Origin of the sequence: Streptomyces sp. NBC_01006, from assembly GCF_045162725.1 — a bacterium.
Lineage (GTDB): Bacteria > Actinomycetota > Actinomycetes > Streptomycetales > Streptomycetaceae > Streptomyces.
Genome location: NZ_CP108700.1, coordinates 4,356,900 through 4,383,883, shown reverse-complemented (window position 1 = coordinate 4,383,883; position 26,984 = coordinate 4,356,900). Strand labels below are relative to the sequence as shown.

The window sequence follows — 26,984 nt, the reverse complement described above, 5'->3', positions numbered from 1 at the left end:
TCCGGGGGCGCAGCCCCCGGTTTCGGGAAGGGGCGGGGTGGGGGAAAGGCCCCGCGCAGCGGCCCACCCAGCCACCCCACCCCACCCCGTCAGGACTGGTCGGCCCGCCCCCGCTTCAGCAGAGCGAAGCCCAGCCCAGCCGCCCCCACCGCAGCCATCCCCCCGCCGGCGGCAACGAGCATCGGCGCGTCACCCGTCGAAGCCCCGGCACCGGTCCCGACCCCCTCCGCCCCGGCCTTCACTCCGCCCTTCGGGACCACCCGATCCCCTGTCGGCTTCGCAGCCGGCTTCGCAGCCGCCTTCGGCCGCTCGGCCACGTACTTCTCGATCAGCTTCCCGTCGAACCCGTACACCCAGCTGCTCCCGCCGCCCTTCCCGTCGATGACGACGAACTTCACGCGCTTCCCGTCCTGGACGACCCGGTACGTCCAGCCGTCGTTCTGCGCGCTGGGGTGCTTCAGGTCGATCGTCCCGAGCAGGTTCCCGTTCGGCATGGAGATCTCGACGCGCTTGCCGTTCGGGCCGTCGATCAGCTTCGCGATCCGCCCGTCCGGCATGGTGATCCGGACCGAGGTCTCCTTCTTGACCTCGTGCTTCGGCTTCTCCACCAGCTTCTCCACCGGCTTCGGCGTCGGCGTCGGCTTCGGCTCGCCCTCCACCCACGAGGTCACGGTCCCGTTCGGCTGGAGGACGACGTGCAGCCCGTTGTTCTGCCCGTACGCCGGCTTGCCGCCCTTGCTGACCAGCGTGTCCAGCTTCGTCGACCCGGAGAAGATCTCGGCCTCGAAGTGGCCGTTGCCGATCTTGTAGACCTTGGCGATCGAGCCGTCCGCCAGCTTGACCGTGGTCACGAAGGCCCGCTCGACCGACGGCGCGGTCGGATCAACGACCGGCTCCGTAACGGACTTGTCCTCACGAGACGTACCCTCACCCGCCTTCTCCTCCGCCGCCTTCTCCTCCGCCGCCTTCTCCTCCGCCGACTTCTCCTCCGCCGACTTCTCCTCCGCCGACTTCCCTTCCACCGGCTGCTCGACCCCCGGCAGAACCTCCTGCTCCGCTCCGGCCGGCGAGTCCGCGAACGCGGATCCGGCCGGGAGGGCCAGTACGGCAGCCGCGCCCGCGAAGACGGCGGCGGTACGAAGGGTGGTGCGACGGGTGGTGCTGCGCATGTGGGGACTCTTCTCGTGCTCGTGGTTCGTGGTTCGTGACTCATGTCTCGTCGAGGCGACAGATACGAAGCTACGGACGCGATATCTACGCATTCCGTCGATGACGTAACGAACCCCCGCAGACTCCCCACCAACCAGGTAACTCACCAATACCGACCTAAACCGACCCATCCGGGATCCCCTAGGGGATGTCACAGCTCAGCCGCAAAGGGCCCCTATTCCGGCAGCCCGCCCACCACGACCCGCGGGACCAGGTACGTTCGATCACGTGGCTGGATTCAGGATCGGACGCGGCCGGGACAACAACCGCGCTCCCCAACAACCCCCGCGGCAGCAGCCGTACGGTCAGCAGCAGCAGCAACCGCCGCAGGCACCGTACGGTCAGCAGCCCTACCCTCCCCAGCAGCAGTGGCCTCAGCAGCCCGCCGCCGGAGGCCACGGCGAGCCCGAGTACTTCGACCCGCACGAGCAGCAGCACGGCCAGTCGTACGGCCGGCAGCAGCCCCCGTACGGCTCCGGCGGCCAGGGCGGCCCCGGCGGCGGCTCGTACGCGAACGACAACCCGGGGCACACCCAGGTCTTCGCGTACGGCGAGGACCCGTACAGCCAGGGCGCGACGTACCACGCGGGCGCCGCGGCCGCCGCGCCGACGGGCCCGCGGCTGCCGTGGAAGGAACTCCTCCGCGGCATCGTGATGCGGCCGGGGCCGACGTTCCTGCAGATGCGCGACTACGCCGTCTGGGGCCCGGCGCTGATCGTGACCTTCCTGTACGGCCTGCTCGCGGTCTTCGGCCTCGACGACGCCCGCGAGGACGTCATGAAGGCCACCCTCCCCAACGCCGTCCCGATCGTCCTCAGCGCCGGCGTGGCCTTCGTCATCTGCGGCCTGATCCTGGGCGCGGTCACGCACACCCTGGCCCGCCAGCTGGGCGGCGACGGCGCGTGGCAGCCGACCGTGGGCCTGTCGATGCTGGTCATGTCCATCACGGACGCTCCGCGCCTGCTCTTCGCCGTGTTCCTGGGCGGGGACAACATGTTCGTACAGGCGCTGGGCTGGGCCACGTGGGTGGCGGCCGGAGCCCTGTTCACGTCGCTCGTCAGCAAGTCGCACGACCTGCCGTGGCCGAAGGCGCTGGGCGCCTCCGCGATCCAGCTGGTCGCACTGCTGTCGATCATCAAGCTGGGCACGCTGTAGAGCCCAGGACCCACGACCCACGAGAAAGGGCCCCGGCGCAACGCGCCGGGGCCCTTCTCACATGTCATGTCAGGCGTCGAGAACCTGACCCTCACGCTTCACCACGGGCGGCTCGACCGACCACGGGAAGTTGATCCACTCGTCGGTCTTCTTCCACACGTACTCGCACTTCACGAGCGAGTGGGACTTCTCGTAGATCACGGCGGAGCGGACCTCGGCGACGTGGCCCAGGCAGAAGTCGTGGACGAGCTTCAGCGTCTTGCCGGTGTCGGCCACGTCATCGGCGATGAGGACCTTCTTGTCGGTGAAGTCGATCGCCTCGGGCACGGGCGCCAGCATGACCGGCATCTCCAACGTGGTCCCGACACCCGTGTAGAACTCGACGTTCACCAGGTGGATGTTCTTGCAGTCGAGCGCGTACGCCAGACCGCCGGCGACGAAGACCCCGCCCCGGGCGATGCTCAGGATGATGTCGGGCTCGTAGCCGTCATCGGCGATGGTCTGCGCGAGCTCGCGCACCGCCCGCCCGAATCCCTCGTAGTTCAGGTTCTCTCGTACGACGTCGCTCATGCCTCGTGCCTCACCTGGGTGCGGTGGAAGTTCTGGAAGGAGCGCGAGGCCGTCGGGCCGCGCTGGCCCTGGTACCGCGATCCGTACCGCTCGCTCCCGTACGGGAACTCGGCGGGCGAGCTGAGCCGGAACATGCACAGCTGCCCGATCTTCATCCCGGGCCACAGCTTGATGGGGAGGGTGGCGAGGTTCGAGAGCTCGAGCGTGACGTGGCCCGAGAACCCGGGGTCGATGAACCCGGCGGTCGAATGCGTCACCAGCCCCAAGCGGCCCAGGCTGGACTTCCCCTCCAGTCTGGAGGCGATGTCGTCGGGCAGCGAGATGACCTCGTACGTCGAGGCGAGGACGAACTCACCCGGGTGGAGGATGAAGGCCTCGTCACCCTCCGGCTCGACCATGCGGGTCAGGTCGGGCTGCTCGACGGCGGGGTCGATGTGGGCGTAGCGGTGGTTCTCGAACACCCGGAAAAAGCGGTCGAGACGTACATCGATGCTGGAGGGCTGCACCATCGATTCCTCGAACGGGTCGATGCGAACCCGTCCGCTGTCGATCTCGGCCCGGATGTCTTTGTCTGAGAGAAGCACGTCCCGAGGATACGCAGTGCGCGCGGACCACCCCCAATCGAGAGCGGCCCCGCGCGCCTCGCGGACCGTCTATCGCTTGACGGCCGCCACCCCGACGGGCACGGCATGCCTCAGCCGCGCACACCGCGGGCACCGCAACAGCCGCCCGGGCCCGATCCGGCCGGCACCGAGGTGCTGCAGCGGAAACGAAGCGGTACTGAAAACGTGCCCTTCGGCACAACGGACGACGGTGTTCTCCATCGAGTCCCTTTCCCCAACCTGCCGTACTGCGACGAATCGCCACATTAGGGGATGATCGCGACCTGCTCCAGCCGCCACTCCAGCACCGCTCCCGCACCACGGCGCACGGGTACGTTACGCCCCAACTCCCGCCCCCACGACCCTCGGTGCACCCCGCAAACAACGACGACCCCGCGGCAGATTCACCGGGGGTCGATCATGGGGTAGAGTGTCCAAAGATACCGATCCAGGCAACTGGAACGCTATGCGGATGTAGTTTAATGGTAGAACATGAGCTTCCCAAGCTTATAGCGCGGGTTCGATTCCCGTCATCCGCTCTTGAACGAAGGCCCAGGTCGCTGACCTGGGCCTTCGTCGTTGTCTAGGCCTGACCGGTAGGCGCGCACCACTTACGCACCACATCCTCCCCGTCAGGCGCGCTCGGCGGCCTTCTGCCGAGCCGCTTGCACCATCCCGTCAAGGCCGGCCGCCACCTCCTTCTGCCGCTCGTGATCAGAGTGTTGGTAGATCAACGCGGCCCTTCTCGGAGGACCGGCCGGCCCGCACCATCGTGTCCTTCAGCGTCGCCCCGGACCTGGTGGAGGGGGTGTGCCCGGTGTGACGAAGGTCGTAGAACCCACGAAGAGCAGGCCGTCCGACCGTCGACGCGGGCACCCACGACGAGGCCCGCGCACTCCATGCTCGCCTTGGCCGTCGCGGGCTGCCGAAGACACCTCGGGCGCTGACCTGTCAGTGGTCCTTCTTGCGCCTGCCTCCGATTTGGTAGGGCCGCATCATCTCGTTGTCCTCGTGCTCGACGATGTGGCAGTGCCAGACGAAGCGGCCAGGGTGGTCGAACCGGGCCTTCACACGGGTGATTTCTCCCGGGTAGGCGATCACGGTGTCCTTGAAGCCACGCTCCCAGCTCTCCGGCGGAACGGGCGAGCCGTTGAACGGTTGCCGGTCAACCACCTCGAACGCCACCTCGTGGATGTGGATCGGGTGGGCGTCCACAGTGAAGTTGTGCAGCTCCCATGTTTCGGTCGCGTTCAGCCTCGGGTTCTCCGTGACCGGGTCGGCCCAGCCGAGCAACACCGGATTGCCGGCGGAGTCGACCGTCCCGAGCATGGCCTGGACCGGCGTGTCCGGCGGAACCAGGGGATTGCTGGAGTTCACCTCGTTGAGGGAGAGCCGTCGGGTGACGCTCGACGAGCCGAGCGGCCTGATCCTGGGCAGCCGGAGCCGATCCGGCAGGACGCTCGCGTCTTCGCCCACCAGCGGGCCGACCACGAATTTCATCACCTGCCCGGTGGTGGCCGGATCCGCCACGGGGAAGGCCACGCCTGGTTCGCCCCGGCCGAAGGGTTCGTCCGCGCCCTCGTTGATGAGGTACAGCTCGGTACCTTCCGCGATACCGGTGAAGTCGACGATGACGTCGGCCCGCTCCGCGTTGGCCAACAGCAGCCGCTCCAGCTGCACCGGTTCGGGCAGGAATCCGCCTTCGTTGCCGATCTGCCAGAACGGTACGGCCGACCGGGCCGGCCGGGCGGTCGGACTGTCCGCGATCTTCAGGATCAGGAACCGGGCATTGCATCCGTTGAGGAAGCGCAGCCGGTAGCGGCGCGGTTCGACCTCGAACTTCGGCCATGTCCGGCCGTTGACCACCATCGTGTTGGCGAAGAATTCGGGGTTCCAGATGGGAGGTACATCGGTGGTGGGGACGTAGGGACCCGCGAACCCGTCGAAGAATTCCCGGCTCGTGGGGTAGAACAGCGAGCCGTCCGAGTTGAACGACCGGTCCTGGATGGCCAGGGGGATCTCGTGGTACCGGGTGCCCGGCGCATCACCGAAGGCGGGCGCCGGTCCGGGCAGAACCCCCTCGGGCAGGTCGCACTCGCCGCCGCGCAGCAGGTAGAACCCGGCGGGGCCGGCGTAGACATTGAGCCGGGTCATCCCCAGAGTGTGGTCGTGGAACCAGAGGGTCGACGCCCGCTGGTCGTTGGCGTACTGGAAAGTCGCGGTACCCGGCTCCCACTTCAGGTCGTACGCTTCGGCGAACTTCTCCCGGAACTCGTTGTAGAACGAGCCCACGGTGGCGAATCCAGCGGGAATGTTGTTCGCGCGCGGCAAGTACCACGCCTCGGTGTAGCCGTCGCTCTCCTCGGTGGAATGCCCACCGTGCAGGTGAGTGACGAGCGGCACGGGTCCGGTATACGGACCCGGCGTCGACGTGAACGTCGGCCGGGAATCGCGCCCGGTCTTGCCACCCGGCGGATTCGCCCAGTGCAGGGTGGGATCGACCGCCAGCAAGTGCGGGAGGAATCCGCCCTGGCTGTCGACGAGATCGTTCACCCAGGTGACCCGGACAGGCCGGTCGGCCTTGGCCTCGATGGTGAACGAGGGGTAGTTGAACGTGGTTTTGTCCCCGAGCGAGCCGTATCCCCACACGGTGGTGGGCGGCAGAGTGGGCGGCAATACCTGCTGGCTGAACTGCCGGACGCCGATGACGTACGTGTCGATGCCGTGCCGCTGCGGGTGGCGAGCCTTCGGCATCACCGGCGGGATCACCAGGTTGGTGACGTATTTCGGGATGGTGGTGGGGTCCAGGGTGGGGACTGGGAATGTACGGGCAGACCCGGCCCCCGGGGCCACCGCGGTCCCGTTCGGGAGTGCCACCGCCCCACTGGGTGCCGGAAGGACCAGGGCCGCCCCACCAACGGCCCCGGCTACGAGAAGTTCTCTTCGCGCGATCAATTCTCCCGCTTTCCGCAGCCCGAGGGCGCCGATCGTTTCGTCACCGAATGTTATGGTTTACTCACAGTGAGCGATCGCATGAAGCCCGGCGTGTCCTCGAACCGTCGGAGCCAACGGCGTGCGGGTGACAATCGGCGGAGCGCCGGCCAAAAATCCGTTGGCGGCACATGGCTCGTCCAGCAATCGGAACAGCCAACGGTGATGAACCCCCGGGCTACAGGTTCGTGCTCCTGATCACGTTCGGGACGAAGACGAAGAGGTCATGCCAGGCGCGTACCAGGTCGTGCAGGGACCACCGGGTACCGAATCGACGCGCGCCAAGGGTGTTCTCACGTCGGACAGGAGCTGTGTCGAGTCAGGGGCCGTGCCACAACGTGCCAGTAGGGGCGGTGAACAGCGGTCGGCAAAGGATCCGGCACGGCAACGCGACCCGCGTCTTTCGCAGCCGTTTCCGCAGGTCAGCAGCCATACGCACCCCGAAGTGCCGGGTGATTCCCAAGCTTATAGCGCGGGTTCGATTCCCGTCATCCGCTCCACGACAAAGCCCCAGGTCAGCGACCTGGGGCTTTCGCGCTGCCTAGACCTATTCATGAGTCCCGCACCACTTGTGCACCACCTTGGCGGCGACGAGGTCGCGGGCCTTCGGCTGTTCTCACGTCGTCACAGGCGGAGACAAGAACGCGTACATGGCCTGGCCGTCCGCCCGGGCGCCCTCGTCGGCCAGTTGGCGCCAAGCTGCATGCTGCGGATCGCTCAAGGCCTTCGCGAACGCGAGCTTCTTACGGTCGCCCTTGTCGAGTTGATCTCTGAGTTGCAACGGATTGGCGGGCAACGAGAGCAAGAACGCCAGATCGCGATAGTGGCGCTCCGGCGAAGCGGTCTTGATGCTCACCGCTGCAGCCTTCGCCACGATCGCCCCCAACAGGCTGGGGCGTCGGATCCGGCCCGCCCTCGACCCCAGTTGCACGCTCACAGCCTCGGTTCTCTGCGCAGCCTGCCGACCGCCCGGCACCTCCAGCGTGCGGCCGGGCGGCGTCGTTGTGAGGTCTGCACGGGGGCCGAGGTTGTCAGGCGCCAGCAGATCCACCACCAACCGCTGCGGCTCCACACCGCGCTGATAGCGGTGCAACAAGTTGCCCTGCGGCGACATGCCGGCGGGGGAGAATCCGAGCCGTTCCAGCGCCTCAACCAAACGGCGCAAGCTCTGCTGGTCCGACTGCACGTCAGCCAGGACATCCAAGTCGGCGCTCGCGGCCGGTGGGGTCCGACCGTGCTCCAGGCCGTGCAGAAGCACCATCTGCCCACCGATCAGCGACCAGGCATTCGGCACCTGCTCCGAAAGGTCGAACAGCACGCCCCACAACTCCACCAGCGGACCGGTGAACAGGTCCGACTCCAGTCGTACGCCGGGCAAATCAGCCGCCATGATCACACCTTCCGAGGCTGCGCGTAGCGAGTCAGCAGAGACTCAAGCAACCCAGTTGCGGCAGCGTCGGCTCGGCCCTCATGGCGGTCCAGCAAGTCGGCCGCCACTACTGAGACGGGGACGTCACGGCCCTGCCCGGGCGTTTCAGGCCTTGAGGTCAGGAACGACCACATCTCCGCCGGGGGGATACGTACTGAGACATTGCCCCGCTCTTCATCACGGACCATGCCGAACTCAGCTTCCAGCTTGTCGACCCTGTCGGGATGTACGTAAATCTCCGCACGGCCGAGAGCGATATAGTCCGCCCCTGCCTTCACCGCGGCGCTCACTCCCCCCCTCACCACATCCGGAGCGGCGAGCAGAACCGGCAGTACGCCCGAATGAACGCGGTACGAGCGAACCTCGGCGCGGGCGGCAAGAAGCTCCTGGAGCAGGGCCGGAGCCAGTTGCCCGTGGGCAAGGAGATTCCGCAACCGCATCCTCACCCGGGACTTCTCGGCATCGGACAGACTCACCGGCTGATGGCCGTCCAGCACTGCCAGAACGCCCCATGCATTGCGGGCCGACAGCGGTCTCCGTGAACTAGGCCCCCGGTCCTTGCGATCCCGGACACTGTCCCCGGCAACCAGCCAACGACCACCGACTCGCTGCCCTTGAAGCTTCCCGTCATGCAGCAACTGACGGACACGGGAATCATCCACCCCGAGCAGGGCCGCAGCCTCTTTCACCGACAGCAGTTCCATGAGCATCTCCTTGCGCCTCCCCTCACGAAACCAGGAGGGAACACGCAAGCAGTCTCCTACCCAGACCCCCTTGCGTCAAGCCTCACGCTTTCAGGAGCCAAGGCGCAACTGCCGAGGCAGGGACGTGCCGCACGACCCAGGCCAACGGACGCGTGCCCCATCCGTGCCCTTCTGAGCGGCGAACAGCGGTCAATACGGGTACCGGCGGACCCTCGAGGCAGCCCTTCCGGAAGACTGTTTCCGCAGGTCAGATGCCATATGGACACCCTAGGCAACATAGATTCCCAAGCTTATAGCGCCCGTTCGATTCCCGTCATCCGCTCTTGAACGAAGGCCCAGGTCACAGACCTGGGCCTTCGTCGTTGCCTAGACCTCTCGGTCCTCGCCGTGCCCTCCGCGTGCCCCAACTCGGCTGAATTCCCTGGCCAGAAGGCCCTTCACACGCCACTTGCCCGCGCCACAGGCCCGCTCGGATTCGCCCGTTCGCACCCTGTAACGCGGACGATCAACCACCCCGCCCGCGCTCCCCAGTTCGCGAGGGCACAGCACCCCCACCGACCCCAGGCGCCCCAGCTGCCGGAGGCTGCCCCATCAACCAGTGGGGCAAGGGAGAACGGCGTAGCGGCAAGCCCGCTCCAGGCACCCGGGCCGCCTCCACCGCAACGACTTCGCGTTCGTTGTCGTACAGGACCTCACCACCGCGAGGACCGCTCCAGCGGTCCGCCGTGTCGGCACCCGCCCCCAAATGCCTCCTCAACCAGCCAACTTCGCGACGACCTCGCTGCAGCATCCTGCAGCCGACGGCGAGCACTTAAAAACGCTGCGCTCGGGGTGAATCAATATCTGTCACCGCGACCTAAGAATTTAACGGATCCCGCAGGGAGAGTTTCTACCGCCACACGACAGCCGGAAATATTCAACGCACACAAGCCGCTGCAGCGTGCTACTGTCGATCTCGGTTGCAGTTTTGGTACCCAAGAACTTCAAGCTCCTCCAGTCGGACTTCGGACCGCAGGAAGCGCTTTGTATTTCCCGGTCAATTTCCGGCGGGGCATCATCGCGGCGACACGGCGTCCGCACAGTGCGGACGTTGATGTATTGCCCCAAAGGAGATATGACATGGCTACTGGTACCGTTAAGTGGTTCAATGCGGAAAAGGGTTTCGGCTTCATCGAGCAGGACGGTGGCGGCGCTGACGTGTTCGCCCACTACTCGAACATCGCCGCCCAGGGCTTCCGCGAGCTGAACGAGGGCCAGAAGGTCACTTTCGACATCGCGCAGGGCCAGAAGGGCCCGACGGCCGAGAACATCGTTCCCGCCTGACGCTGACACGCATTCTGCAGCTGGGGCCCGCATCCCTCGGGGTGCGGGCCCCAGCTGCATGCATTTCCCGCGGTGCGTTCACCCGCGGTATTGAGCATTGAGAGATCCGATCGACTGGCTCTCTCGGAGTTGCACCCGATTTCACCTCTTGGTTGTCGCGTCCACATGACGCCACCTTATTTCAGCGTCTGAGCCCGAACAGATTCCTGTCCGCCAGATCCGCTATCGCATTCCATTCGGCCCGTTCTCGCAATTCCGTGCGCCGCTCAGAGGCTGCGGGAATTCCTTGATACGTGCCGCATCAAGGAAGGTTCCGCATGAACCCCACACGTACGAACGAGCGCTCTTCTCGCACCCGCGGCCGCACCGGCGGCCCCGCTTTCGGCACCGGCGCCGGTTCCGGGCGGGGCAGCCGCTTCGGCTCGTCGACCCCGAGCCGCTCCGGCGCCCCGAGCCGCTCGGGCGGATACGGCCGCCGGCCCGCCGCGATCCAGGGCGAGTTCGCACCGCCGAAGACGATCACCCCCGCGCTGCCCGCCGTCGCGGCCTTCGCCGACCTCGACATGCCGGCCCAGTTGCTCACCACGCTCGCCCGTGAGGGCATAGCCACGCCGTTCCCGATCCAGGCCGCGACGCTGCCCAACACCCTCGCGGGCCGTGACGTCCTCGGCCGCGGCCGTACCGGCTCCGGCAAGACCCTGGCCTTCGGCCTCGCGCTGCTGGCCCGTACGGCCGGCCAGAGCGCCGAATCGGGTCAGCCGCTCGCGCTGATCCTCGTACCGACGCGAGAGCTCGCCCAGCAGGTCACCGCCGCGCTCACCCCCTACGCCCGGGCGGTCAAGCTGCGCCTGGCCACCGTGGTCGGCGGCATGCCGATCCACCGCCAGGCCGGTGCGCTGCGCGCCGGAGCCGAAGTGGTCGTCGCCACGCCCGGCCGCCTCAAGGACCTCATCGACCGTGGTGACTGCCGCCTGAACCAGGTCGCCATCACCGTCCTCGACGAGGCCGACCAGATGGCCGACATGGGCTTCATGCCGCAGGTCACCGCTCTCCTCGGCCAGGTACGTCCCGAGGGGCAGCGGATGCTGTTCTCCGCCACCCTCGACCGCAATGTCGACCTGCTGGTGCGCCGCTACCTGACCGACCCGGTCGTGCACTCCGTCGACCCCTCGCAGGGCGCGGTGACCACGATGGAGCACCACGTCCTGCACGTCCACGGCGCCGACAAGCAGCGGACGACGACGGAGATCGCGGCCCGCGACGGCCGGGTGATCATGTTCCTGGACACCAAGCACGCCGTGGACCGCCTCACCCAGGACCTCCTCGACAGCGGGGTCCGCGCCGCGGCCCTGCACGGCGGGAAGTCCCAGCCGCAGCGGACCCGGACCCTGGCCCAGTTCAAGACCGGGCACGTCACCGTGCTGGTCGCCACCAACGTGGCGGCGCGCGGCATCCACGTCGACAACCTGGACCTCGTCGTCAACGTCGACCCGCCGACCGACCCCAAGGACTACCTCCACCGCGGCGGCCGCACCGCGCGGGCCGGCGAGTCCGGCAGCGTCGTCACCCTCGTCACCCCCAACCAGCGCCGCGAGATGGCCCGCTTGATGCAGGCCGCGGGCATCACCCCGCTGACCACCCAGGTCCGCTCGGGCGACGAGGCCCTGAACCGCATCACCGGCGCCCAGGCCCCCTCCGGCATCCCGGTCACCATCACCGCACCGGTCTCCGAGCGGCCCAAGCGCAGCACGGCCTCCCGCGGTCGACGCGGGCCCATGTCGGCTGCCCGGCGCGCGAGCCTGCGACAGACCGCCTTTGACGCGGCGGCCTGAGAACCACGTGATCAGGACACTGACCCACCTCTACAGGAGGCACCTTTTGACGCTGGTCCAGATGCAGCCCCGCCCGGCACATGCCGATGCCCATGCCGACCTCGTCCACCCGACGGTGGACGACGCCATGGAAGCGGCCGGTCCACAGCTTTGCGACGACATGACCGTCGAGGTGGCCCTGGCCGTCATGGCCAGCGCCCGCGCGGACCATCTGCTCGTCTGCGACGAGGACGGCCTGTGCACCGGGCTGGTCACCCGTGCCCAGCTCACCACCGTCCGCGACAGCGCGGCGTACACGGACCGGACCCGTCTGCGCGATGTCCTCGGCGACCGCGGGCCGTTCACCTCGCCCATGACGACGATGGCCGAGGCCGACCACGCGATGCGATACCGCAGGCTCACCGCCCTGCCCGTCGTGGACGAACAAGGCGGCGCCCTGGGCGTCCTCGCCCTCAGCCGCTGAACCACCGCACCGTGGTCGGCCCGTTTCCCCTTCACCCTGTGAGGCATCCATGCGCTGTGTCATCGCCCGTTTCCCGTTCGACCTGACCAAAAGCGGTGTCCTGGAATCGATGAAGGGCATCAAGCCCGAGCAGGTCATCGGCGAGTCAGTGACCATCGGCCGCCGCACCTACCCCGTCAAGCAGGTCGGCCAGGTCATCACCCGCCAGGACCGCCGCGACTTCAGTGCCGGCGAAGTCCTCCGCGCCATGACCCAGCTCGGCTTCACGTGCCGCGGCGGCCTTCCCCGGACCGCCGTGACGACGCGCGTGCTCAGCCCCCTCCAGCAGGCCTCCGCGATGCTCGGCACCCCCGTGACCGCCTGACGGGTGGCCCGGCGATGCCGCCACCCGATGAGCGAAAAGGGCCCGACCGGCACACGCCGGTCGGGCCCTTTTCGCGTACCCAGGGCTTCTTACGCAGGGCCGGTTCAGTGGTCGGAGTAGCTGAAGTCCCCCACTGAGCAGGCGCTGACATCCGCGATCGAGACGCGGTACATCCCACCCGTCTCCGGGATCCCCACCGTGCCCTGAAGAATGCGGGCCACATGGAAGTGCAGGTGAGTGGTGGCCCCTCCTGGGGTGTCGTGGCGGTGAAGATCGCACTTTGTGCACCGGTCGTCCCGTCCTCTCGACCGGTAGCGCTACCGGTCGAGAAGAGCACTCACCGTCTTCCCGCCGGAGGACCGACGAGTGACAGCCGTCGCTCGGGCGAAGCGGTTGACCATGCGCCGGCCGACGGCCACCTCGATGCTCTCCGTGTGGGCCGTCAGTTGCAAGATGCAGGTTCCTCCGCCATGGCGCACGGCGTTCGTCACGAGCTCGGACACGACCAAGACCCGGCGGAGAGCTTCCCGCTGCTGACCTGCTGTGCAGGCCGCTGTGCACATCCTGGACCGACCATGTAGGTCTACCTCTCACCGACGGGCCGGAAAATCTATGACGGCCAGAGTAGACATTGGGCGGTGGGGTAGTTATGGTTTCTCTCGTAGCCCAGAGAGACCGCAGGGCCCGGCAGAGACGAACTGCCGGGCAGTAATACCGGCAAGTGCAGTGCGCAGGACGGTGCGGTGGTGGAGTTCCGAAGCCAGGGTTGTTGCAGGACGGCGACGGGGCTGACGACCGGACCGGGTGGCCCGCAGTGATCAGGGGCCGCCGTGAGCAGTACCGGCAGTCAACGCAGTGGCAGTACCTGTAAGTGCAGTACCAGCAGTGAAGTCGTGAGCAGCACCTCGGTGAAGGCGTCGGCTGCGGGCGCGCGCACCGGGAAGTTCGGCAGTGGGGTTCTAAGCCAGAGCAGATGCAGGACGGGCAACGGGGCTGGCTGCCGAAGAGTGGCGCTGACGCAGGCCACGAGCAGTACGCAGTACGAGCAGTACCAGCAGTAAGCAGTTGATCACCGAGGGAAGAACGGAGGAGCCGAGCACCATCAGGATCGCCCGGGCGGAAACCTTGAGCCCGGGTACCGCAGGACATCGATAGTGAGGTGGTCTCCGGTCAAGCAACCGCGATCCCCGCGCTCCCGGCAGCGTGTCGGCCGGGTCGGCGGCAACACAGGGTCGGCGCAGTATCAGGGCCGACAGATGGTGTAGTAGTTCCTTCGGGGCCCTGGTGCCGTACGGCACCAGGGCCCCTCCACGCGTTCCATGAGAGAGGTTCAATGACAGCAGACGACTCGTTCGGCCGTCTCGACGACGACGACTACCCCGCCTACACCATGGGCCGGGCCGCAGACATGCTCGGCACCACCCAGGGCTTCCTCCGCGCCCTCGGAGAGGCCCGCCTCATCACCCCGCTCCGCTCCGAGGGCGGCCACCGCCGCTACTCCCGCTACCAGCTGCGCATCGCAGCCCGCGCCCGGGAACTCGTCGACCAGGGCACCCCCATCGAGGCCGCCTGCCGCATCATCATCCTCGAGGACCAGCTCGAGGAAGCCCAGCGCATCAATGCCGAGTACCGCCGCGCCGCCGAATCATCCGCGCCGCCGCCCTCGGCCTGAACCGAGCGTGCCCGTCGGGATCGGCGGGCCTCGGTCGTCAAGAGAGTGCTGCTCGGGCGCGGACGCCTCCGCCAGGTCCGCCCCGGCGTCAGCGCTGCGTATGACCTGGTGGGTACCGTGCCAGTCCAGGCACATGACCGTCGCGTCGTCCTGGAGACGGCCGCCGTGGGCGTGAAGAATCTCCGCGACCAGAGCGCGGGAGGCCTCGCAGGGGTGGAGATCGCCCGTGCCCACGATCAGGGAAGCCAGGTCGACCTCCACGGCGCGGCGCTCAAGTGCGGCAGCAATCCTCCATGTCAGCGCTCCACCGGCGGCGACGAGTCGCGGGCGATGCGGGCTACTCACGCCGACCGCGAGGCACCCGCGAAGGGTGTGCCCCAACCGTGCCCTTAAGGACGGTCAACAGCGGTCAGAACCGGATCCGGGAAGGGCCTCACAAGGCGCTGGCCATGGCATATTTACGCAGGTCAACGGCCATATTGGCGAGTTCCGCGCAGTAGATTTCCAAGCTTATAGCGCGGGTTCGATTCCCGTCATCCGCTCTTACAAGAAGGCCCAGGTCAGAGACCTGGGCCGGCCTTCTTCGTTGTCTAGACCCATTCAGCCTTGCGGTGCCCTCCGCACACGCCAACTCGCAGGAATGCCCTGCTCGGAGGGTCTTTCGCGCGCCGTGCACCACGTGAACGTGAGGGCGTCTTGCATCGCTCCACGAAGCCGGGCACGTAACCGCCCACCCAGCCCCGCCGGTTCGCGACGACGGGCTCCGGCGCCCGCCGTTCGACGGAAGATCCGGCACACCGTCGGAGCCCGTGTCCGGCTCCCGACGGATGCGCCGGGGGAGACCGCCCGGGGGGTCAGCGGCCCCAGCGCAGCGCTGCCGTCTGCACCGGCGCGTCCCACAGCCGCAGCATCTCCTCGTCGGCCCGGCACAGCGTCACCGAGCACCCCGCCATGTCCAGCGAGGTGACGTAGTTCCCCACGAGGGTCCGGGCCACCTGTACGCCCCGTGCCGCCAGCACCCGGGCCACCTCCGCGTGGAATCCGTACAGCTCCAGCAACGGCGTCGCGCCCATCCCGTTCACCAGGACCAGTACCGGCCCGTCGACAGGGGCCGCGTTCGCCATGTCGTCCAGCACGGAGCCCACCGCGACCTCCGCGATCTCCCCCGCCGGCATCATCGGACGCCGCTCCCGGCCCGGCTCCCCGTGGATCCCGATGCCCAGCTCAAGCTCGCCGTCCGGCAGATCGAAGGTGGGACTGCCCTTGGCAGGCGTGGTGCAGGCGCTCAGCGCCACGCCGAAGCTGCCCGAGGCCTCGTTGACCCGCCGGGCGATGGCGGCGACCTGCTCCAGGGGAGCGCCCTCCTCCGCCGCCGCCCCGGCGATCTTCTCGACGAAGAGCGTGGCCCCCGTCCCCCGGCGCCCGGCGGTGTAGAGGCTGTCGGTCACGGCGACGTCGTCGTTGACCAGCACCCGCTCGACCCGGATGCCGTCCTCCTCGGCGAGCTCGGCGGCCATGTCGAAGTTCAGCACGTCCCCGGTGTAATTCTTGACGACGAACAGCACCCCCTGGCCGGAGTCCACGGCCTTGGCGGCCCGCACCATCTGGTCGGGCACGGGGGAAGTGAACACTTCGCCCGGACAGGCGGCGGACAGCATTCCGGGTCCGACGAAGCCCGCGTGCAAGGGCTCGTGTCCGGAGCCGCCGCCGGAGACGAGACCGACCCGCCCGCCCTGCCGTGCGTCCCGCCGTACGACGACCCGGGCCTCGGCGTCCACGTCCAGGTCCGGGTGGGCCGCGGCCAGCCCCCGGAGGGCGTCGGCGACCACGGTCTGCGGACTGTTGATCAGCATCTTCATCGTGTGCCTCCCGGTCGGAGCAGCGGCGGGTCAGCGGTCCGGCGCCGTCACGGAACGCCGTCACGGAACGCCGAGCGCCGGGCAAGCGCGTCAGCGAGGGCACGCCATACGAACAGTGTGCTGCCACGCCGCGGTCATCCGCGAGAGCTCGGGCGGCCGCCTCGGAGGAGGACCGGGAATCCGAAGCGGGCACCGGCCTCCGCAGGACCGGACCGCCCTCGCCTTTCCGGTACGGGCGACCCGTCTTACGCTGAACCGGGGGGCTCGGGGCAGTCGAATGCCGGTCTTCGGACCGGCGGGAAGCGGGCACCCATGAAGGAGCGCCTCAAAGCGCATGGGCTGATCGGCGAACTCTCTGCCGAATTCGCCGGCACCATGATCCTCATCCTCTTCGGCTGTGGTGTCGTGGCCCAGGTGGTCGCCGGCGGAGCCCTGACGGACCCCGCGGGCGGCCTCGGAAACCACGACAGCATCGCCTGGGCCTGGGGTCTCGGCGTGACCCTGGGCGTCTACGTCGCGGCAAGGCTGAGCGGCGCCCACCTCAATCCCGCGGTGACCGTCGCCCTTGCGACCTTCAAGGGCTTCCCGTGGAAGAGAGTCGCCCCCTACGCGCTGGCGCAGGTAGCCGGAGCCTTCGTGGCGGCCCTGATCGTCCGCTGGAACTACACCGAGGCGCTGGCCAAGGCCGACCCCGGTCACACCATCAAGACGCAGGGCGTCTTCTCCACGCTCCCGGCCAACGGAAACACGAACCTGCCGGTGACCGAGTGGGGCGCACTGCGCGACCAGATCATCGGCACCGCGATCCTGCTCCTGCTGATCTTCGCGGTCACGGACCTGCTGGGCACGCCTCCCGGCGCCAACCTGGCCCCGTTCATCGTCGGCCTGATCGTCGTGGCGATCGGCATGGCGTGGGGCACCAACGCCGGGTACGCGATCAACCCGGCCCGTGACCTCGGCCCCCGTCTGGCCAGCTTCCTCACCGGGTACGGAGGGGCATGGAGAGATCAGTACGGGAACTTCTACTTCTGGGTGCCGATCATCGGCCCGTTCATCGGCGGTGTGCTGGGTGCGGGTATCTACAAGCTCCTCATCGGCCGGTTCCTGCCGACCGCCGAACCGGAGCCTCCCGGACGCGTACCGGCACCGGACGAGAGCTGACCTGATCCGGGACGGCCGGGCACCGCCCGTCCCGTCCCGGACGACAGCCCCACACACGGCATCCCAAGAGGAGGCGGCACCCCATGGCTGACTTCGTCGGCGCAGTGGACCAGGGGACCACGAGCACCCGTTTCATGATCTTCGACCACGCCGGCAACGAGGTGGCGCGGCACCAGCTGGAGCACTCCCAGATCCTCCCGCGCTCGGGGTGGGTCGAACACGACCCGGTGGAGATCTGGGAACGCACCAACTCGGTGATCCAGAACGCCCTGCGCCACGGAAACCTCGACGCCTCCGACCTGGCGGCCGTCGGCATCACCAACCAGCGCGAGACGACCGTCGTCTGGGACCCCCGCACCGGACGCCCGTACTACAACGCCATCGTCTGGCAGGACACCCGTACCGACTCCATCGCCGCGGCACTGGAGCGCGGCGGCCAGGGCGACGTCATCCGCCGTAAGGCGGGGCTGCCACCGGCCACCTACTTCTCCGGCGGCAAGATCCAATGGATCCTGGAGAACGTCGACGGCGTGCGGGAGGCCGCCGAGCAGGGCCATGCCCTCTTCGGCAACACCGACGGCTGGGTGCTGTGGAACCTCACCGGCGGACCCGACGGCGGCGTCCACGCCACCGACGTCACCAACGCCAGCCGCACCATGCTCATGGACCTGGAGACCCTCGACTGGGACGACGAACTGCTCGGCTTCTTCGGCGTACCCAGGGCCATGCTGCCCACCATCAACCCGTCCTCCCACCCGGAGGCGTACGGACAGACCCGCACCTCCCGGCCGCTGCGCGAGGCCATTCCCATCACCGGTGTCCTCGGCGACCAGCAGGCGGCCACCGTCGGGCAGGTCTGCTACGCGCCCGGCGAGGCGAAGAACACGTACGGAACCGGCAACTTCCTGGTGCTCAACACCGGGACGGAACTGGTCCGCTCGCAGCACGGCCTCCTGACCACCGTGGCGTACCAGTTCGGCGACAGCCCCGCGATCTACGCCCTCGAAGGATCCATCGCGGTCACCGGCTCCGCCGTGCAATGGCTGCGCGACCAGCTGAAGATCATCGGTGACGCCGCCGAGAGCGAACGCCTGGCGCGCACGGTCGAGGACAGCGGCGGCATGTACTTCGTCCCCGCCTTCTCCGGCCTGTTCGCCCCGTACTGGCGCTCCGACGCCCGCGGCGCGATCGTCGGTCTGGCCCGCTACCACGACAACGGACACCTGGCGCGAGCCACTCTGGAGGCCATCTGCTACCAGACCCGCGACGTGGTGGAAGCCATGGAGCAGGACTCCGGCGTCCACCTCGACGTGCTCAAGGTCGACGGCGGAGTCACGGCCAACGACCTGTGCATGCAGACCCAGGCCGACGTCCTCGGCGTGCCGGTCAGCCGTCCGGTCGTCGCCGAGACGACCGCGCTCGGCGCCGCCTACGCGGCCGGGCTCGCCACCGGCTTCTGGCGCGACACGGACGAACTGCGCACCCACTGGCAGGAGTCCAAGCGCTGGGCGCCCGAGTGGTCGGAGGAACGGCGCGCGGAAGGGTACGAGGGCTGGAAGCGGGCGGTGGAACGCACGCTCGACTGGGCCAAGGTCGAATAGGTTCCGGCCGATCCGGCCACACGTGCCCGCAGCACTGAGGAGGAGACCATGGTCGATCCGGTGGCCCTCTCACCCCAAGCCCGCACGCAGTCCCTCGCCGACATGGGACGGGGCGAACTCGACGTCCTCGTCGTCGGCGGCGGCGTCGTCGGCAGCGGGGCCGCCCTGGACGCCGCCACCCGGGGCCTGAGCGTCGGACTCGTCGAAGCCCGCGACTGGGCCTCGGGTACCTCCAGCCGCTCCAGCAAACTCATCCACGGCGGCCTGCGCTACCTGGAGATGCTCGACTTCCGCCTCGTCGCCGAAGCACTCAAGGAACGGGGCCTCCTGCTCCGGTTCCTCGCCCCCCACCTGGTACGTCCGGTGCCGTTCCTCTACCCCCTGCAACACCGCGTCACGGAGCGCCCGTACGTCGGCAGCGGCGTGCTGCTGTACGACGCGATGGCCAGGGCCTCCGGCAACTCCGGAGGCCTGCCCATCCACCGCCACCTGAGCAAGCACCGGGCCCTGCGCGAGGCGCCCGCGCTGCGCTCCGACGCCCTGGTGGGAGCCATCCAGTACTGGGACGCCCAGGTCGATGACGCCCGCCACACCCTGTTCCTCGCCCGTACGGCCGCCTCGTACGGGGCACTGACCGCCAACCGCACCCGCGTCAGCCGCTTCCTGCGGCAGGGCGAGCGGGTGGTCGGCGCCGTCGTCACGGACCTGGAGAGCGGCGACGAGACGGAGGTGCGGGCCAAGCAGGTCATCAACGCGACCGGGGTGTGGACGGACGACACCCAGGCCATGGCCGGCACCCGCGGCCAGTTCCACGTCCGCGCCTCCAAGGGCGTCCACCTGCTCGTCCCCCGTGACCGCATCAACTCCCGCACCGGTCTGATCCTGCGCACCGAGAAGAGCGTGCTGTTCGTCATCCCCTGGGGCCGGCACTGGATCATCGGGACCACCGACACGGACTGGACGCTCGACAAAGCCCACCCCGCGCTCAGCTCCAAGGACGTCACCTACCTGCTGGAACACGTCAACAGCGTCCTGGCCACCCCACTGGTCCCCGAGGACGTCGAGGGCGTCTACGCCGGCCTGCGCCCCCTGCTGTCCGGCGAGGCGGCGGAGACCAGCAAGCTGTCCCGGGAGCACCTCGTCGCCCATCCCGTGCCCGGACTCGTCGTGGTGGCGGGCGGCAAGTACACCACGTACCGGGTGATGGCCAAGGACGCGGTCGACGAGGCCGTCCGAGGCCTGGACGAGAAGGTTCCCGACTGCATCACGCACCGCGTCCCGCTGCTGGGCGCCGACGGCTATCCGGCGCTGTGGAACTCCCGACACCGGCTCGCCGGGCGTTCCGGGCTCCATGTCGCGCGCATCGAGCACCTCCTGAACCGCTACGGCTCCCTGGCGCCCGAACTGCTCGCCCTGGTGGCGGCCGACCCCGCACTCGGCGAGGCACTTCCGAGCTCCGACGACTACCTGAGGGTCGAGGCCGTGTACGCGGTGACCCACGAGGGAGCCCGCCACCTGGAGGACGTCCTCGCCCGGCGCACCCGGATCTCCATCGAGTCCTGGGACCGCGGGGTGGACGCGGCGCCGACCGTGGCCCGGCTGATGGCGCCCCACCTGGGATGGGACCGGGCGCAGCAGGACCGCGAGGTCGACCACTACCTCAAGCGCGTGGCCGCCGAGCGCGAGGCCCAGCAGCAGCCGGACGACCGGACCGCCGACGCGGTGCGGCTCGGCGCCCCCGACATCATCCCGGTGAACTGAACGGCCGCACGCCGGGGGGCGGCCGCCACGGCGGACGCCGGGTGGCGGCGACGCGTCCGTGCCCCAACCATGCCCTTCAGTACGGTCAACAGCGGCTGGAACCCACGACCTGGGGCTTGTTCGTTGTCCGGGCCGTCAGTCTCCTGCCCGGCCGTCCGCACGGTCCGAACCTTGATCACTGGCTTTGCGCCCTGCTGGTCAGTATTTTCGTGCTGCCGAGGACATCACTGGAAGCACCTGCTCAGTGGCCTTGGATCCGGTGCGCGTCGGGGGGCGGAATCAAGGATGAAAGATCTTTTCATGGGCGGCGACGAGCGTGCGGCGGCGGTCCGGCTGGAGGAGCACCGGGCCGAGTTGACCGGCTACTGCTACCGCATGCTGGGCTCGTTCTTCGAGGCGGAAGACGCCGTACAGGAGACGATGGTCCGGGCGTGGCGGAACTTCGACCGGTTCGAGGAGCGGTCGTCACTGCGGACATGGGTCTACCGCATCGCCACCAACGTCTGCCTGGACGCACTCGCCGCCGACAAGCGCCGAGCCCGCCCCATGGACCTCTCCGGCCCGACCAGCGGCGCCACTTCACCAGGCGCTCCGTTGGAGGCCGCCCTGTGGATCGAACCGTGCCCGGGCAGTCCGGCGTCCGCAACCGGTGATCCCGCCGAGGCAGCGGAAGCAGCCGAGACCGTGCGCTTGGCCTTTGTCGCCGCGCTGCAGCACCTGCCACCCAAGCAACGGGCGACTCTGCTTCTGCGGGACGTCATGGCCTTCTCCGCCCGCGAGGTCGCTGACCTGCACAGCTGCACGGTCGCCTCGGTCAACAGCGCACTGCAGCGCGCGCGTGCCACGCTGGCTGTCCGCCGCGAGGCGGCTACCCCGCCGTCCGACTCCGTCCAGCAGGTGCTCGCTTCGCGGTACGCCGCGGCCTTCTGTTCGGCCAGTACCGGCCCAGCGCCGACGGAACGGGCTACGAACCCTGGGCACTCCAGGTCATCGAGGTATCCGGCGACCGCATCACTGGCATCAACGCCTTCCGTGACACCGGGCGCCTGTTCCCGCTCTTCGGCCTCCCTGCACACATAGGCGCGGATTCCTCTTCTGGCACCGTCCCCGAACGACGCCACCTCACCAGCCCGCCCCCCCGCCTCAAGGAATCCGCATGACGTGGTCAGAACGCACCGTCGTCCGCGAGGGCGTCCGCATTTCCTGCCGTGACTGGGGTGGATCGGGGCCGCCCGTCGTCCTGCTGCACGGGTTGGCCGGGCACGCGGGCGAATGGGACGCCATCGCACAAGACCTGAGCCCCCGCTACCGGGTCGTCGCCGTAGACCAGCGCGGCCACGGTGCCAGCGAGCGCCGCCCGCGGGACGTGTCCCGGGCCGCGTATGTCGCGGATACCGTCGCCGTAGTCGAACAGCTCGGCCTCCAACAGCCCGTCCTGGCAGGACAGTCGCTGGGCGGCCACGCCGCCATGCTCGCCGCCGCCGCGCACCCCGGTCTCTTCCGTGCGCTCGTCCTGATGGAGGCCGGCCCCGGCGGATCGAACCGTAACGTGCAGGCGGAGATCGCCGGATGGCTCGATTCCTGGCCCAGGCCGTTCCCGTCGCGGGAAGCTGCCGTCAGGTTCTTCGGCGGCGGTCCGGTCGGCGAGGGCTGGGCTGCCGGCCTTGTGGAGGGGGACGGTGGCTGGTGGCCGCGCTTCGACTGCGACGTGATGGTCGGGTCACTGGAGGAGAACGCCCAACGGTCCTTCTGGGACGAGTGGTCGAAGGTGACCTGCCCGACCCTGGCCGTCCTCGGCCAGTCCGGCATCATCCCGCCGGAGGAGATCGACGAGATGCTCCGGCGACGGCCGGAGACGGCGGCCGTGAGCATCCCCGGGACGGGGCACGACGTTCACCTGGAGCGACCGGAGGTCCTGCGGCACGTACTCCGCGGGTTCCTTGGAGAAGTCACATGATCTGCCATCAGCCGGATGGCGTGATCAAGATCCTGCTCACTGACCGCTGTTCTCAACAAGCGTGTGCGCAACCAAGGTGTTGGCGTGCCCGTATCCCAGGCGGTGCTCGGACTTGAGTCAGGAGACGAGCTCCATGTGCTTGGTCAGCGGCGAGGAACGGATGAGGTCGTTCCTCTCCACGATCGGGCGGCCCTACTTCTTCTCGATCGAGGGAAAGTAGCCGGCAGGGCCCTTCACGGTGTCGGCCATGTGGTGTCCCGCCTCCTGAATGAAATGATCTTGACTATGTAAATGATGGCCGATAGATGACCGGCTGACCAGCGGTTCGAGGCACGCACACGCACCTCGGTGACCAGCCTGGCCGTCACCGCAGTCAGCCACGCGAGGCCGAGTCCGGCTCCCGCGGTCAGGCAGCATGGGAGGCGTCCACGCGCCATACATTCCCAAGCTTATGGCGCGGGCTCGATTCCCGTCATCCGCTCTTCAACGAAGGCCCAGGTCACAGACCTGACCCTTCGTCGTTGTCTAGACCTATCTGCCCTCGCCGTGCCCTCCGCGCACCACTTGCACCTTCACCCGCTGTCCGAGGACGCCAAATCCGCTCGCCCGCCAGATACATCGGCGCAGCCGGACCAGGGGCTCAGCCGGGGAGGGTGAGGCGAAAGGTGGTGTGTCCGGGGCTGCTGGTGACGGTTGCGGTTCCGCCGTGGGCGGTGAGGACGGCGTGGACGATGGCGAGGCCGAGGCCGGTGCTTCCGGTGCTGCGGGAGCGGGCGTGGTCGGCGCGGACGAAGCGTCCGAAGACCTCGGACTGGAGGCCTTCGGGGATGCCTGGTCCGTTGTCGCTCACGTCGACGCAGACGCCGGTCCGATCGGTGGTGAGAGTGATGGTCACTTCGGTGCCGGGCGGGGTGTGGGTGCGGGCGTTGGCGAGGAGGTTGCCGATGGCCTGTTGGAGACGGTGGGCGTCGCCCGTGACGGTGACGGGTTCTTCGGGGAGGTCAAGGATCCAGCGGTGGCCGCGGCCCGCTGCGCGGGCGTCGTCCGTCGCGTTCAGGATCAGCAGGGTCACATCGACCGGCTCGTGTTCGAGGGGACGTCCGGCGTCCAGGCGCGCGAGGAGCAGCAGGTCGTCGACGAGGCGCGTCATGCGCTGGGACTCGCCGTCGATGCGCTCCAGGGCGTGACGGACTTCGGCCGGCACGGGGCCGTGGTGACGCAGGGCGAGTTCGGCGTGACCGCGGATGTTGGCGACAGGGGTGCGCAGTTCGTGGCTGGCATCGGCGGCGAAATGACGCAGCCGCTCCTCACTCGCCTGGCGCCGGGTGAGAGCGTCCTCGACGTGGCCGAGCATGTGGTTGAGCGCGCTGCCGACCTGGCCGACCTCGGTGCGGGGGTCGGTGTCGGGGAGCGGTCCCGGCATGGCGACCTCACCGCTGGCGAGCGGTAGCCTGGCGACCTCCGCGGCCCGGGCGGTGACCTGTTGGAGGGGGCGCAGGGAGATCCGTACCCACAGGGCTCCGGCGATGCCGGTGGCCACCAGGGCGGCGCCGAACAGCGCGGCTTCGACCGCTTCGAGGCGGTGAACGGTCTCCTCCACCGGGTGCAGCGGCAGGCCGGTGATCAGGACGTCCTGGTCATCACCCTCGACGGCCGTGACACGGTACTTGCCCAGAGCCGAAAGGCGGATGCTGTGTCCGTGACCGTCGGCCGGGACCCCTGCCAGGGTGCGCCGGTCCCCGGCGGTGAGCTGGAGGGAGCGGTCGGTCGCTTGATCGACGACGGCGGCCTGGGTGACCGTTCCGCTCAGGAGGCGGGCGCCGAAGGTCGCCTCGGCCTGGCCCCGGGTGTCGGGGCGGTTGTCGGCGTCGGGCTTGGCCTCGTGTTCCAGGCTGGCGGCGAACCGGCCTCCGGAGGCTGCGAGCTGTTCGTCCAGACGGTCCATGAGGAAGCCGCGCAGGGCGACGGCGGTGGTGATGCCGACCGCGAGGCAGGCGAGGGCGAGCAGGGTGACGAGCCCGGCGGTGAGCTGGCCGCGCAGGGTGCGGGGTACCGGCCGCCTCACGGGGTGTCCGGCTTGAGGACGTAGCCGACGCCGCGCACCGTGTGGATCATCGGGGTGCGTCCGGCGTCGATCTTCTTGCGCAGGTAGCTGATGTAGAGCTCGACGACGTGGGCGCGGCCGCCGAAGTCGTAGGCCCAGACCCGGTCGAGGATCTGGTCTTTGGACAGGACCCGGCGCGGGTTGCGCATGAGGAAGCGCAGGAGTTCGAACTCGGTCCGGGACAGGTCGACGATGGCTCCGCCGCGTCTGACCTCCCTGGCTTCCTCGTCCATGGTGAGGTCCCCGACGGTGAGCAGGTTCGCGCCCGGTTCGGCGGTCATGCCGGCGCGCCGGAGCAGCCCGCGTAGCCGGGCCAGTACTTCTTCCAGGCTGTAGGGCTTGGTGACGTAGTCGTCGCCGCCCGCGGTGATGCCGGCGATGCGGTCCTCGACCGCGTCGCGGGCGGTCAGGAACAGCACGCACACGCGGGGCTCCTCACGCCGCAGGTCGCGCAGGACCTGGAGGCCGTCGAGGTCGGGCAGCATCCAGTCCAGGACCACCGCGTCGGGCCGGAAGGCGCGGGCGGCAGCGAGCGCGGTCGCGCCGTCGGCGGCGGTGCGCACCTGCCAGCCCTCACCGGTCATGACCCCGGCCAGGACGTCGGTGACGTCGGGTTCGTCGTCGACGACGAGGATCCGCACGGGCTCACCGTCGGGGCGGTGCAGGAGCGAAGTGGTGCGAGGCTCGTTCATGGTTCCTTCAGGATCCCCCGGCCAGGGCCGGGGCAGGGCGCACCGAGTCTTTGAGTTTGCTCTGAATCCGCGCCGAGAGGGGTCGGCGGGGCCGTTTCAGAAGGTACTCAGAGGTTGGGCTGTGAGGCTGGCCGCCCATCGCCGGAGCGAGTGCCCACCCGGAGCAGCCATGACCACCACGTTCACCGGCACCCGCGCCGGCCGCGGGACGCGCCGCCGGCGCCCGTACCGCAATGCCGTGCCCTTCCTTGCTCAGCTGGCCCTCTGGGCGGGCGCCGCCGGGGTGCTCGTCCTGTGGTGGAGCGACACGACCTCGGTCGTCGGCCCGGCGGGCTGGCTCACGGGGGCAGGACGCATCACAGGACTCCTGGCGGGCTACGCCTGCGCGGTCCTGCTGGCCCTCATGGCCCGCGTGCCGCTCCTGGACCACACCGTCGGCACCGACCGGCTCGCCCGCTGGCACGCCTGGGGCGGCCGCTGCACCGTGTCCCTGGCCCTCGCCCACACCCTGCTGATCATCTGGGGGTACTCGCTGACCTCGCACGCGAACGTGGTGGGCCAGACCACCACGCTCGTCCTGCACTACCCCGACCTCCTCAAGGGCACGGCCGGGTTCCTGCTGTTCCTGGCCACCGGAGTCCTATCGGCCCGCGCGGCCCGCCGCAGGCTGAGTTACGAGACCTGGCACTACCTGCACTTCGCCACCTACCTGGCGGTCTTCCTCGTATTCGGCCACCAGCTCTCCAACGGGGCGGACTTCGTCGGCAACCGTTCCGCACAGGCCGCCTGGTACGCGCTCTTCCTCGGCGTCGCCGCGCTGCTCGCCTGGTACCGGTTCGCCGTCCCGGTGCGGCTCGGACTGCGCCACCGCCTGCGCGTCGCAGCGGTCCACGCCGAGGCCCCCGGAGTGGTCTCCGTCCACCTCACCGGCGAGCACCTGGACGAATTGGGCGGCCTGCCGGGGCAGTTCCTGCGGTGGCGCTTCCTGACGCGCGGACTGTGGTGGACCGCGAACCCCTACTCCCTTTCCGCCCCCGCGCACCCGAACCACCTGCGCATCACGGTCAAGACCGCCGGCGGCCACAGCGCCGCGCTCGCCCGCCTGGCACCCGGTACCCGGGTGTGGGCGGAGGGACCGTACGGCGGCTTCACCGTGAACCGGCGCACCTCCCCCAAGGTCCTGCTCCTGGCGGGCGGCGTCGGCATCACCCCCCTGCGCATGCTCTTCGAGACACTGCCGGGCCAGGTCACCCTCGTCTACCGGGCCCGCCGCCCCGACGACCTCGCCCTGCGCGGTGAACTCGATGCGATAGCCGCCCACCGCCGGGCCACCGTGCACTACGTCGTCGACGAACCGGCCGCATACTCCTCGCCCCTCACCGCCCGGGGCCTGGCCGCCCTGGTGCCGGACCTGGCCGCGCACGACGTCTACCTCTGCGGGCCGCCCGGCATGGCACGCGCCGCGATCCAGGCCCTGCGCGAAGCGGGCGTCCCGGCCCGGCGCATCCACCACGAGTCCTTCGCGTTCTGAGGAG

The 26,984-nt window shown here is 69.0% G+C and carries 20 protein-coding genes, 1 tRNA gene and 5 pseudogenes; 13 read left to right on the top strand and 13 right to left on the bottom strand.

The window, feature by feature from the left end; all coding sequences use genetic code 11:
• Positions 1-89: 89 nt before the first annotated feature.
• The gene (locus OG509_RS20060) at positions 90-1,169 is read right to left on the bottom strand and encodes a hypothetical protein (protein ID WP_406183803.1); all 1,080 of its coding nucleotides are present in this window, start codon (positions 1,167-1,169) and stop codon (positions 90-92) included.
• 268 nt (positions 1,170-1,437) lie between these two features.
• Here OG509_RS20060 and OG509_RS20055 point away from each other — a divergent pair, with 268 nt between their 5' ends.
• On the top strand, positions 1,438-2,364 hold the full coding sequence (locus OG509_RS20055) for a Yip1 family protein (protein ID WP_406183802.1): 927 nt from the start codon (positions 1,438-1,440) through the stop codon (positions 2,362-2,364).
• A gap of 69 nt (positions 2,365-2,433) precedes the next feature.
• Here OG509_RS20055 and OG509_RS20050 read toward each other — a convergent pair whose 3' ends face one another.
• Positions 2,434-2,934: a phosphoribosyltransferase gene (locus tag OG509_RS20050; protein WP_030152914.1), complete on the bottom strand. Its 501-nt coding sequence runs from the start codon at positions 2,932-2,934 to the stop codon at positions 2,434-2,436.
• Positions 2,931-3,518 (bottom strand): dCTP deaminase, encoded by a 588-nt coding sequence (dcd, locus tag OG509_RS20045; protein ID WP_030870952.1) that lies wholly within the window; start codon positions 3,516-3,518, stop codon positions 2,931-2,933. The genes OG509_RS20050 and dcd overlap by 4 nt, the downstream gene beginning before the upstream one ends.
• A gap of 486 nt (positions 3,519-4,004) precedes the next feature.
• Here dcd and OG509_RS20040 point away from each other — a divergent pair.
• A tRNA-Gly gene (locus tag OG509_RS20040) sits at positions 4,005-4,075 on the top strand.
• Between the two features lie 93 nt (positions 4,076-4,168).
• Here OG509_RS20040 and OG509_RS20035 read toward each other — a convergent pair.
• The 4 genes and pseudogenes from OG509_RS20035 to OG509_RS20020 all read right to left on the bottom strand — a co-directional run.
• Positions 4,169-4,379 (bottom strand): annotated as a pseudogene (locus OG509_RS20035) (site-specific integrase); the annotation flags it as partial.
• Positions 4,380-4,487: 108 nt separating this feature from the next.
• Positions 4,488-6,413, bottom strand: a complete 1,926-nt coding sequence (locus OG509_RS20030) for a multicopper oxidase family protein (RefSeq protein WP_406183800.1) — start codon at positions 6,411-6,413, stop codon at positions 4,488-4,490.
• Between the two features lie 730 nt (positions 6,414-7,143).
• The gene (locus OG509_RS20025; protein ID WP_406183798.1) at positions 7,144-7,917 is read right to left on the bottom strand and encodes a hypothetical protein; all 774 of its coding nucleotides are present in this window, start codon (positions 7,915-7,917) and stop codon (positions 7,144-7,146) included.
• A 2-nt stretch (positions 7,918-7,919) separates the two neighbouring features.
• Complete coding sequence (locus OG509_RS20020; RefSeq protein ID WP_406183796.1) at positions 7,920-8,660, bottom strand: helix-turn-helix domain-containing protein; 741 nt, start codon at positions 8,658-8,660, stop codon at positions 7,920-7,922.
• A gap of 1,119 nt (positions 8,661-9,779) precedes the next feature.
• On the opposite strand from OG509_RS20020, the gene OG509_RS20015 reads away from it, so the two are divergent.
• The 4 genes from OG509_RS20015 to OG509_RS20000 all read left to right on the top strand — a co-directional run bounded on the left by OG509_RS20015 (position 9,780) and on the right by OG509_RS20000 (position 12,642).
• Positions 9,780-9,983, top strand: coding sequence for a cold-shock protein (locus OG509_RS20015; protein WP_403733636.1), 204 nt, complete (start codon positions 9,780-9,782; stop codon positions 9,981-9,983).
• A gap of 317 nt (positions 9,984-10,300) precedes the next feature.
• Complete coding sequence (locus OG509_RS20010; RefSeq protein WP_406183795.1) at positions 10,301-11,815, top strand: DEAD/DEAH box helicase; 1,515 nt, start codon at positions 10,301-10,303, stop codon at positions 11,813-11,815.
• A 46-nt stretch (positions 11,816-11,861) separates the two neighbouring features.
• Positions 11,862-12,278: a CBS domain-containing protein gene (locus OG509_RS20005; protein WP_406183794.1), complete on the top strand. Its 417-nt coding sequence runs from the start codon at positions 11,862-11,864 to the stop codon at positions 12,276-12,278.
• A 49-nt stretch (positions 12,279-12,327) separates the two neighbouring features.
• On the top strand, positions 12,328-12,642 hold the full coding sequence (locus OG509_RS20000; protein WP_406183793.1) for an SCO5918 family protein: 315 nt from the start codon (positions 12,328-12,330) through the stop codon (positions 12,640-12,642).
• A gap of 104 nt (positions 12,643-12,746) precedes the next feature.
• On the opposite strand, the pseudogene OG509_RS19995 reads toward OG509_RS20000, so the two are convergent.
• Both OG509_RS19995 and OG509_RS19990 read right to left on the bottom strand, forming a co-directional pair.
• Positions 12,747-12,931, bottom strand: a pseudogene (locus tag OG509_RS19995) (hypothetical protein); the annotation flags it as partial.
• Positions 12,932-12,959: 28 nt separating this feature from the next.
• Positions 12,960-13,154 (bottom strand): annotated as a pseudogene (locus OG509_RS19990) (ATP-binding protein); the annotation flags it as partial.
• A gap of 821 nt (positions 13,155-13,975) precedes the next feature.
• Here OG509_RS19990 and OG509_RS19985 point away from each other — a divergent pair.
• Complete coding sequence (locus OG509_RS19985; protein ID WP_319722718.1) at positions 13,976-14,314, top strand: MerR family transcriptional regulator; 339 nt, start codon at positions 13,976-13,978, stop codon at positions 14,312-14,314.
• Between the two features lie 854 nt (positions 14,315-15,168).
• Here OG509_RS19985 and dhaK read toward each other — a convergent pair.
• Positions 15,169-16,173, bottom strand: a complete 1,005-nt coding sequence (gene dhaK / locus OG509_RS19980; RefSeq protein WP_406183791.1) for a dihydroxyacetone kinase subunit DhaK — start codon at positions 16,171-16,173, stop codon at positions 15,169-15,171.
• A 312-nt stretch (positions 16,174-16,485) separates the two neighbouring features.
• Between dhaK and OG509_RS19975 the strand changes: the two genes are divergently transcribed.
• The 5 genes and pseudogenes from OG509_RS19975 to OG509_RS19955 all read left to right on the top strand — a co-directional run bounded on the left by OG509_RS19975 (position 16,486) and on the right by OG509_RS19955 (position 22,653).
• On the top strand, positions 16,486-17,334 hold the full coding sequence (locus OG509_RS19975) for an MIP/aquaporin family protein (RefSeq protein ID WP_266671970.1): 849 nt from the start codon (positions 16,486-16,488) through the stop codon (positions 17,332-17,334).
• A gap of 83 nt (positions 17,335-17,417) precedes the next feature.
• Positions 17,418-18,935: a glycerol kinase GlpK gene (gene glpK, locus OG509_RS19970; protein ID WP_406183790.1), complete on the top strand. Its 1,518-nt coding sequence runs from the start codon at positions 17,418-17,420 to the stop codon at positions 18,933-18,935.
• 48 nt (positions 18,936-18,983) lie between these two features.
• Entirely contained in the window at positions 18,984-20,696 is a 1,713-nt protein-coding gene (locus tag OG509_RS19965; protein ID WP_406183788.1) for a glycerol-3-phosphate dehydrogenase/oxidase, read from the top strand.
• A 300-nt stretch (positions 20,697-20,996) separates the two neighbouring features.
• Positions 20,997-21,856 (top strand): annotated as a pseudogene (locus OG509_RS19960) (RNA polymerase subunit sigma-70).
• The gene (locus OG509_RS19955) at positions 21,853-22,653 is read left to right on the top strand and encodes an alpha/beta fold hydrolase (protein WP_406183787.1); all 801 of its coding nucleotides are present in this window, start codon (positions 21,853-21,855) and stop codon (positions 22,651-22,653) included. Before OG509_RS19960 ends, OG509_RS19955 begins: the two are co-directional and overlap by 4 nt.
• Positions 22,654-22,689: 36 nt before the next feature.
• On the opposite strand, the pseudogene OG509_RS19950 reads toward OG509_RS19955, so the two are convergent.
• From OG509_RS19950 to OG509_RS19940, 3 genes and pseudogenes are all read right to left on the bottom strand, one after another.
• A pseudogene (locus tag OG509_RS19950) lies at positions 22,690-22,902 on the bottom strand (DUF4287 domain-containing protein).
• A 391-nt stretch (positions 22,903-23,293) separates the two neighbouring features.
• Positions 23,294-24,718 carry a sensor histidine kinase gene (locus tag OG509_RS19945; protein ID WP_406183786.1) on the bottom strand — a complete coding sequence of 475 codons (1,425 nt, stop codon included), beginning with the start codon at positions 24,716-24,718 and terminating at the stop codon, positions 23,294-23,296.
• Positions 24,715-25,449: a response regulator transcription factor gene (locus OG509_RS19940; RefSeq protein ID WP_406183785.1), complete on the bottom strand. Its 735-nt coding sequence runs from the start codon at positions 25,447-25,449 to the stop codon at positions 24,715-24,717. Before OG509_RS19940 ends, OG509_RS19945 begins: the two co-directional genes overlap by 4 nt.
• Before the next feature lie 169 nt (positions 25,450-25,618).
• Here OG509_RS19940 and OG509_RS19935 point away from each other — a divergent pair, with 169 nt between their 5' ends.
• Positions 25,619-26,980, top strand: a complete 1,362-nt coding sequence (locus OG509_RS19935; RefSeq protein WP_406183784.1) for a ferric reductase-like transmembrane domain-containing protein — start codon at positions 25,619-25,621, stop codon at positions 26,978-26,980.
• Positions 26,981-26,984 lie beyond the last annotated feature (4 nt).

Coding starts and splice junctions, on each gene's coding strand:
- OG509_RS20060 (WP_406183803.1), bottom strand. CDS start 1,169: ATGCGCAGCACCACCCGTCGCACCACCCTTCGTACCGCCGCCGTCTTC.
- OG509_RS20050 (WP_030152914.1), bottom strand. CDS start 2,934: ATGAGCGACGTCGTACGAGAGAACCTGAACTACGAGGGATTCGGGCGG.
- OG509_RS20025 (WP_406183798.1), bottom strand. CDS start 7,917: ATGGCGGCTGATTTGCCCGGCGTACGACTGGAGTCGGACCTGTTCACC.
- OG509_RS20020 (WP_406183796.1), bottom strand. CDS start 8,660: ATGGAACTGCTGTCGGTGAAAGAGGCTGCGGCCCTGCTCGGGGTGGAT.
- OG509_RS20015 (WP_403733636.1), top strand. CDS start 9,780: ATGGCTACTGGTACCGTTAAGTGGTTCAATGCGGAAAAGGGTTTCGGC.
- OG509_RS20010 (WP_406183795.1), top strand. CDS start 10,301: ATGAACCCCACACGTACGAACGAGCGCTCTTCTCGCACCCGCGGCCGC.
- OG509_RS20000 (WP_406183793.1), top strand. CDS start 12,328: ATGCGCTGTGTCATCGCCCGTTTCCCGTTCGACCTGACCAAAAGCGGT.
- OG509_RS19985 (WP_319722718.1), top strand. CDS start 13,976: ATGACAGCAGACGACTCGTTCGGCCGTCTCGACGACGACGACTACCCC.
- dhaK (WP_406183791.1), bottom strand. CDS start 16,173: ATGAAGATGCTGATCAACAGTCCGCAGACCGTGGTCGCCGACGCCCTC.
- OG509_RS19975 (WP_266671970.1), top strand. CDS start 16,486: ATGAAGGAGCGCCTCAAAGCGCATGGGCTGATCGGCGAACTCTCTGCC.
- glpK (WP_406183790.1), top strand. CDS start 17,418: ATGGCTGACTTCGTCGGCGCAGTGGACCAGGGGACCACGAGCACCCGT.
- OG509_RS19965 (WP_406183788.1), top strand. CDS start 18,984: ATGGTCGATCCGGTGGCCCTCTCACCCCAAGCCCGCACGCAGTCCCTC.
- OG509_RS19955 (WP_406183787.1), top strand. CDS start 21,853: ATGACGTGGTCAGAACGCACCGTCGTCCGCGAGGGCGTCCGCATTTCC.
- OG509_RS19940 (WP_406183785.1), bottom strand. CDS start 25,449: ATGAACGAGCCTCGCACCACTTCGCTCCTGCACCGCCCCGACGGTGAG.
- OG509_RS19935 (WP_406183784.1), top strand. CDS start 25,619: ATGACCACCACGTTCACCGGCACCCGCGCCGGCCGCGGGACGCGCCGC.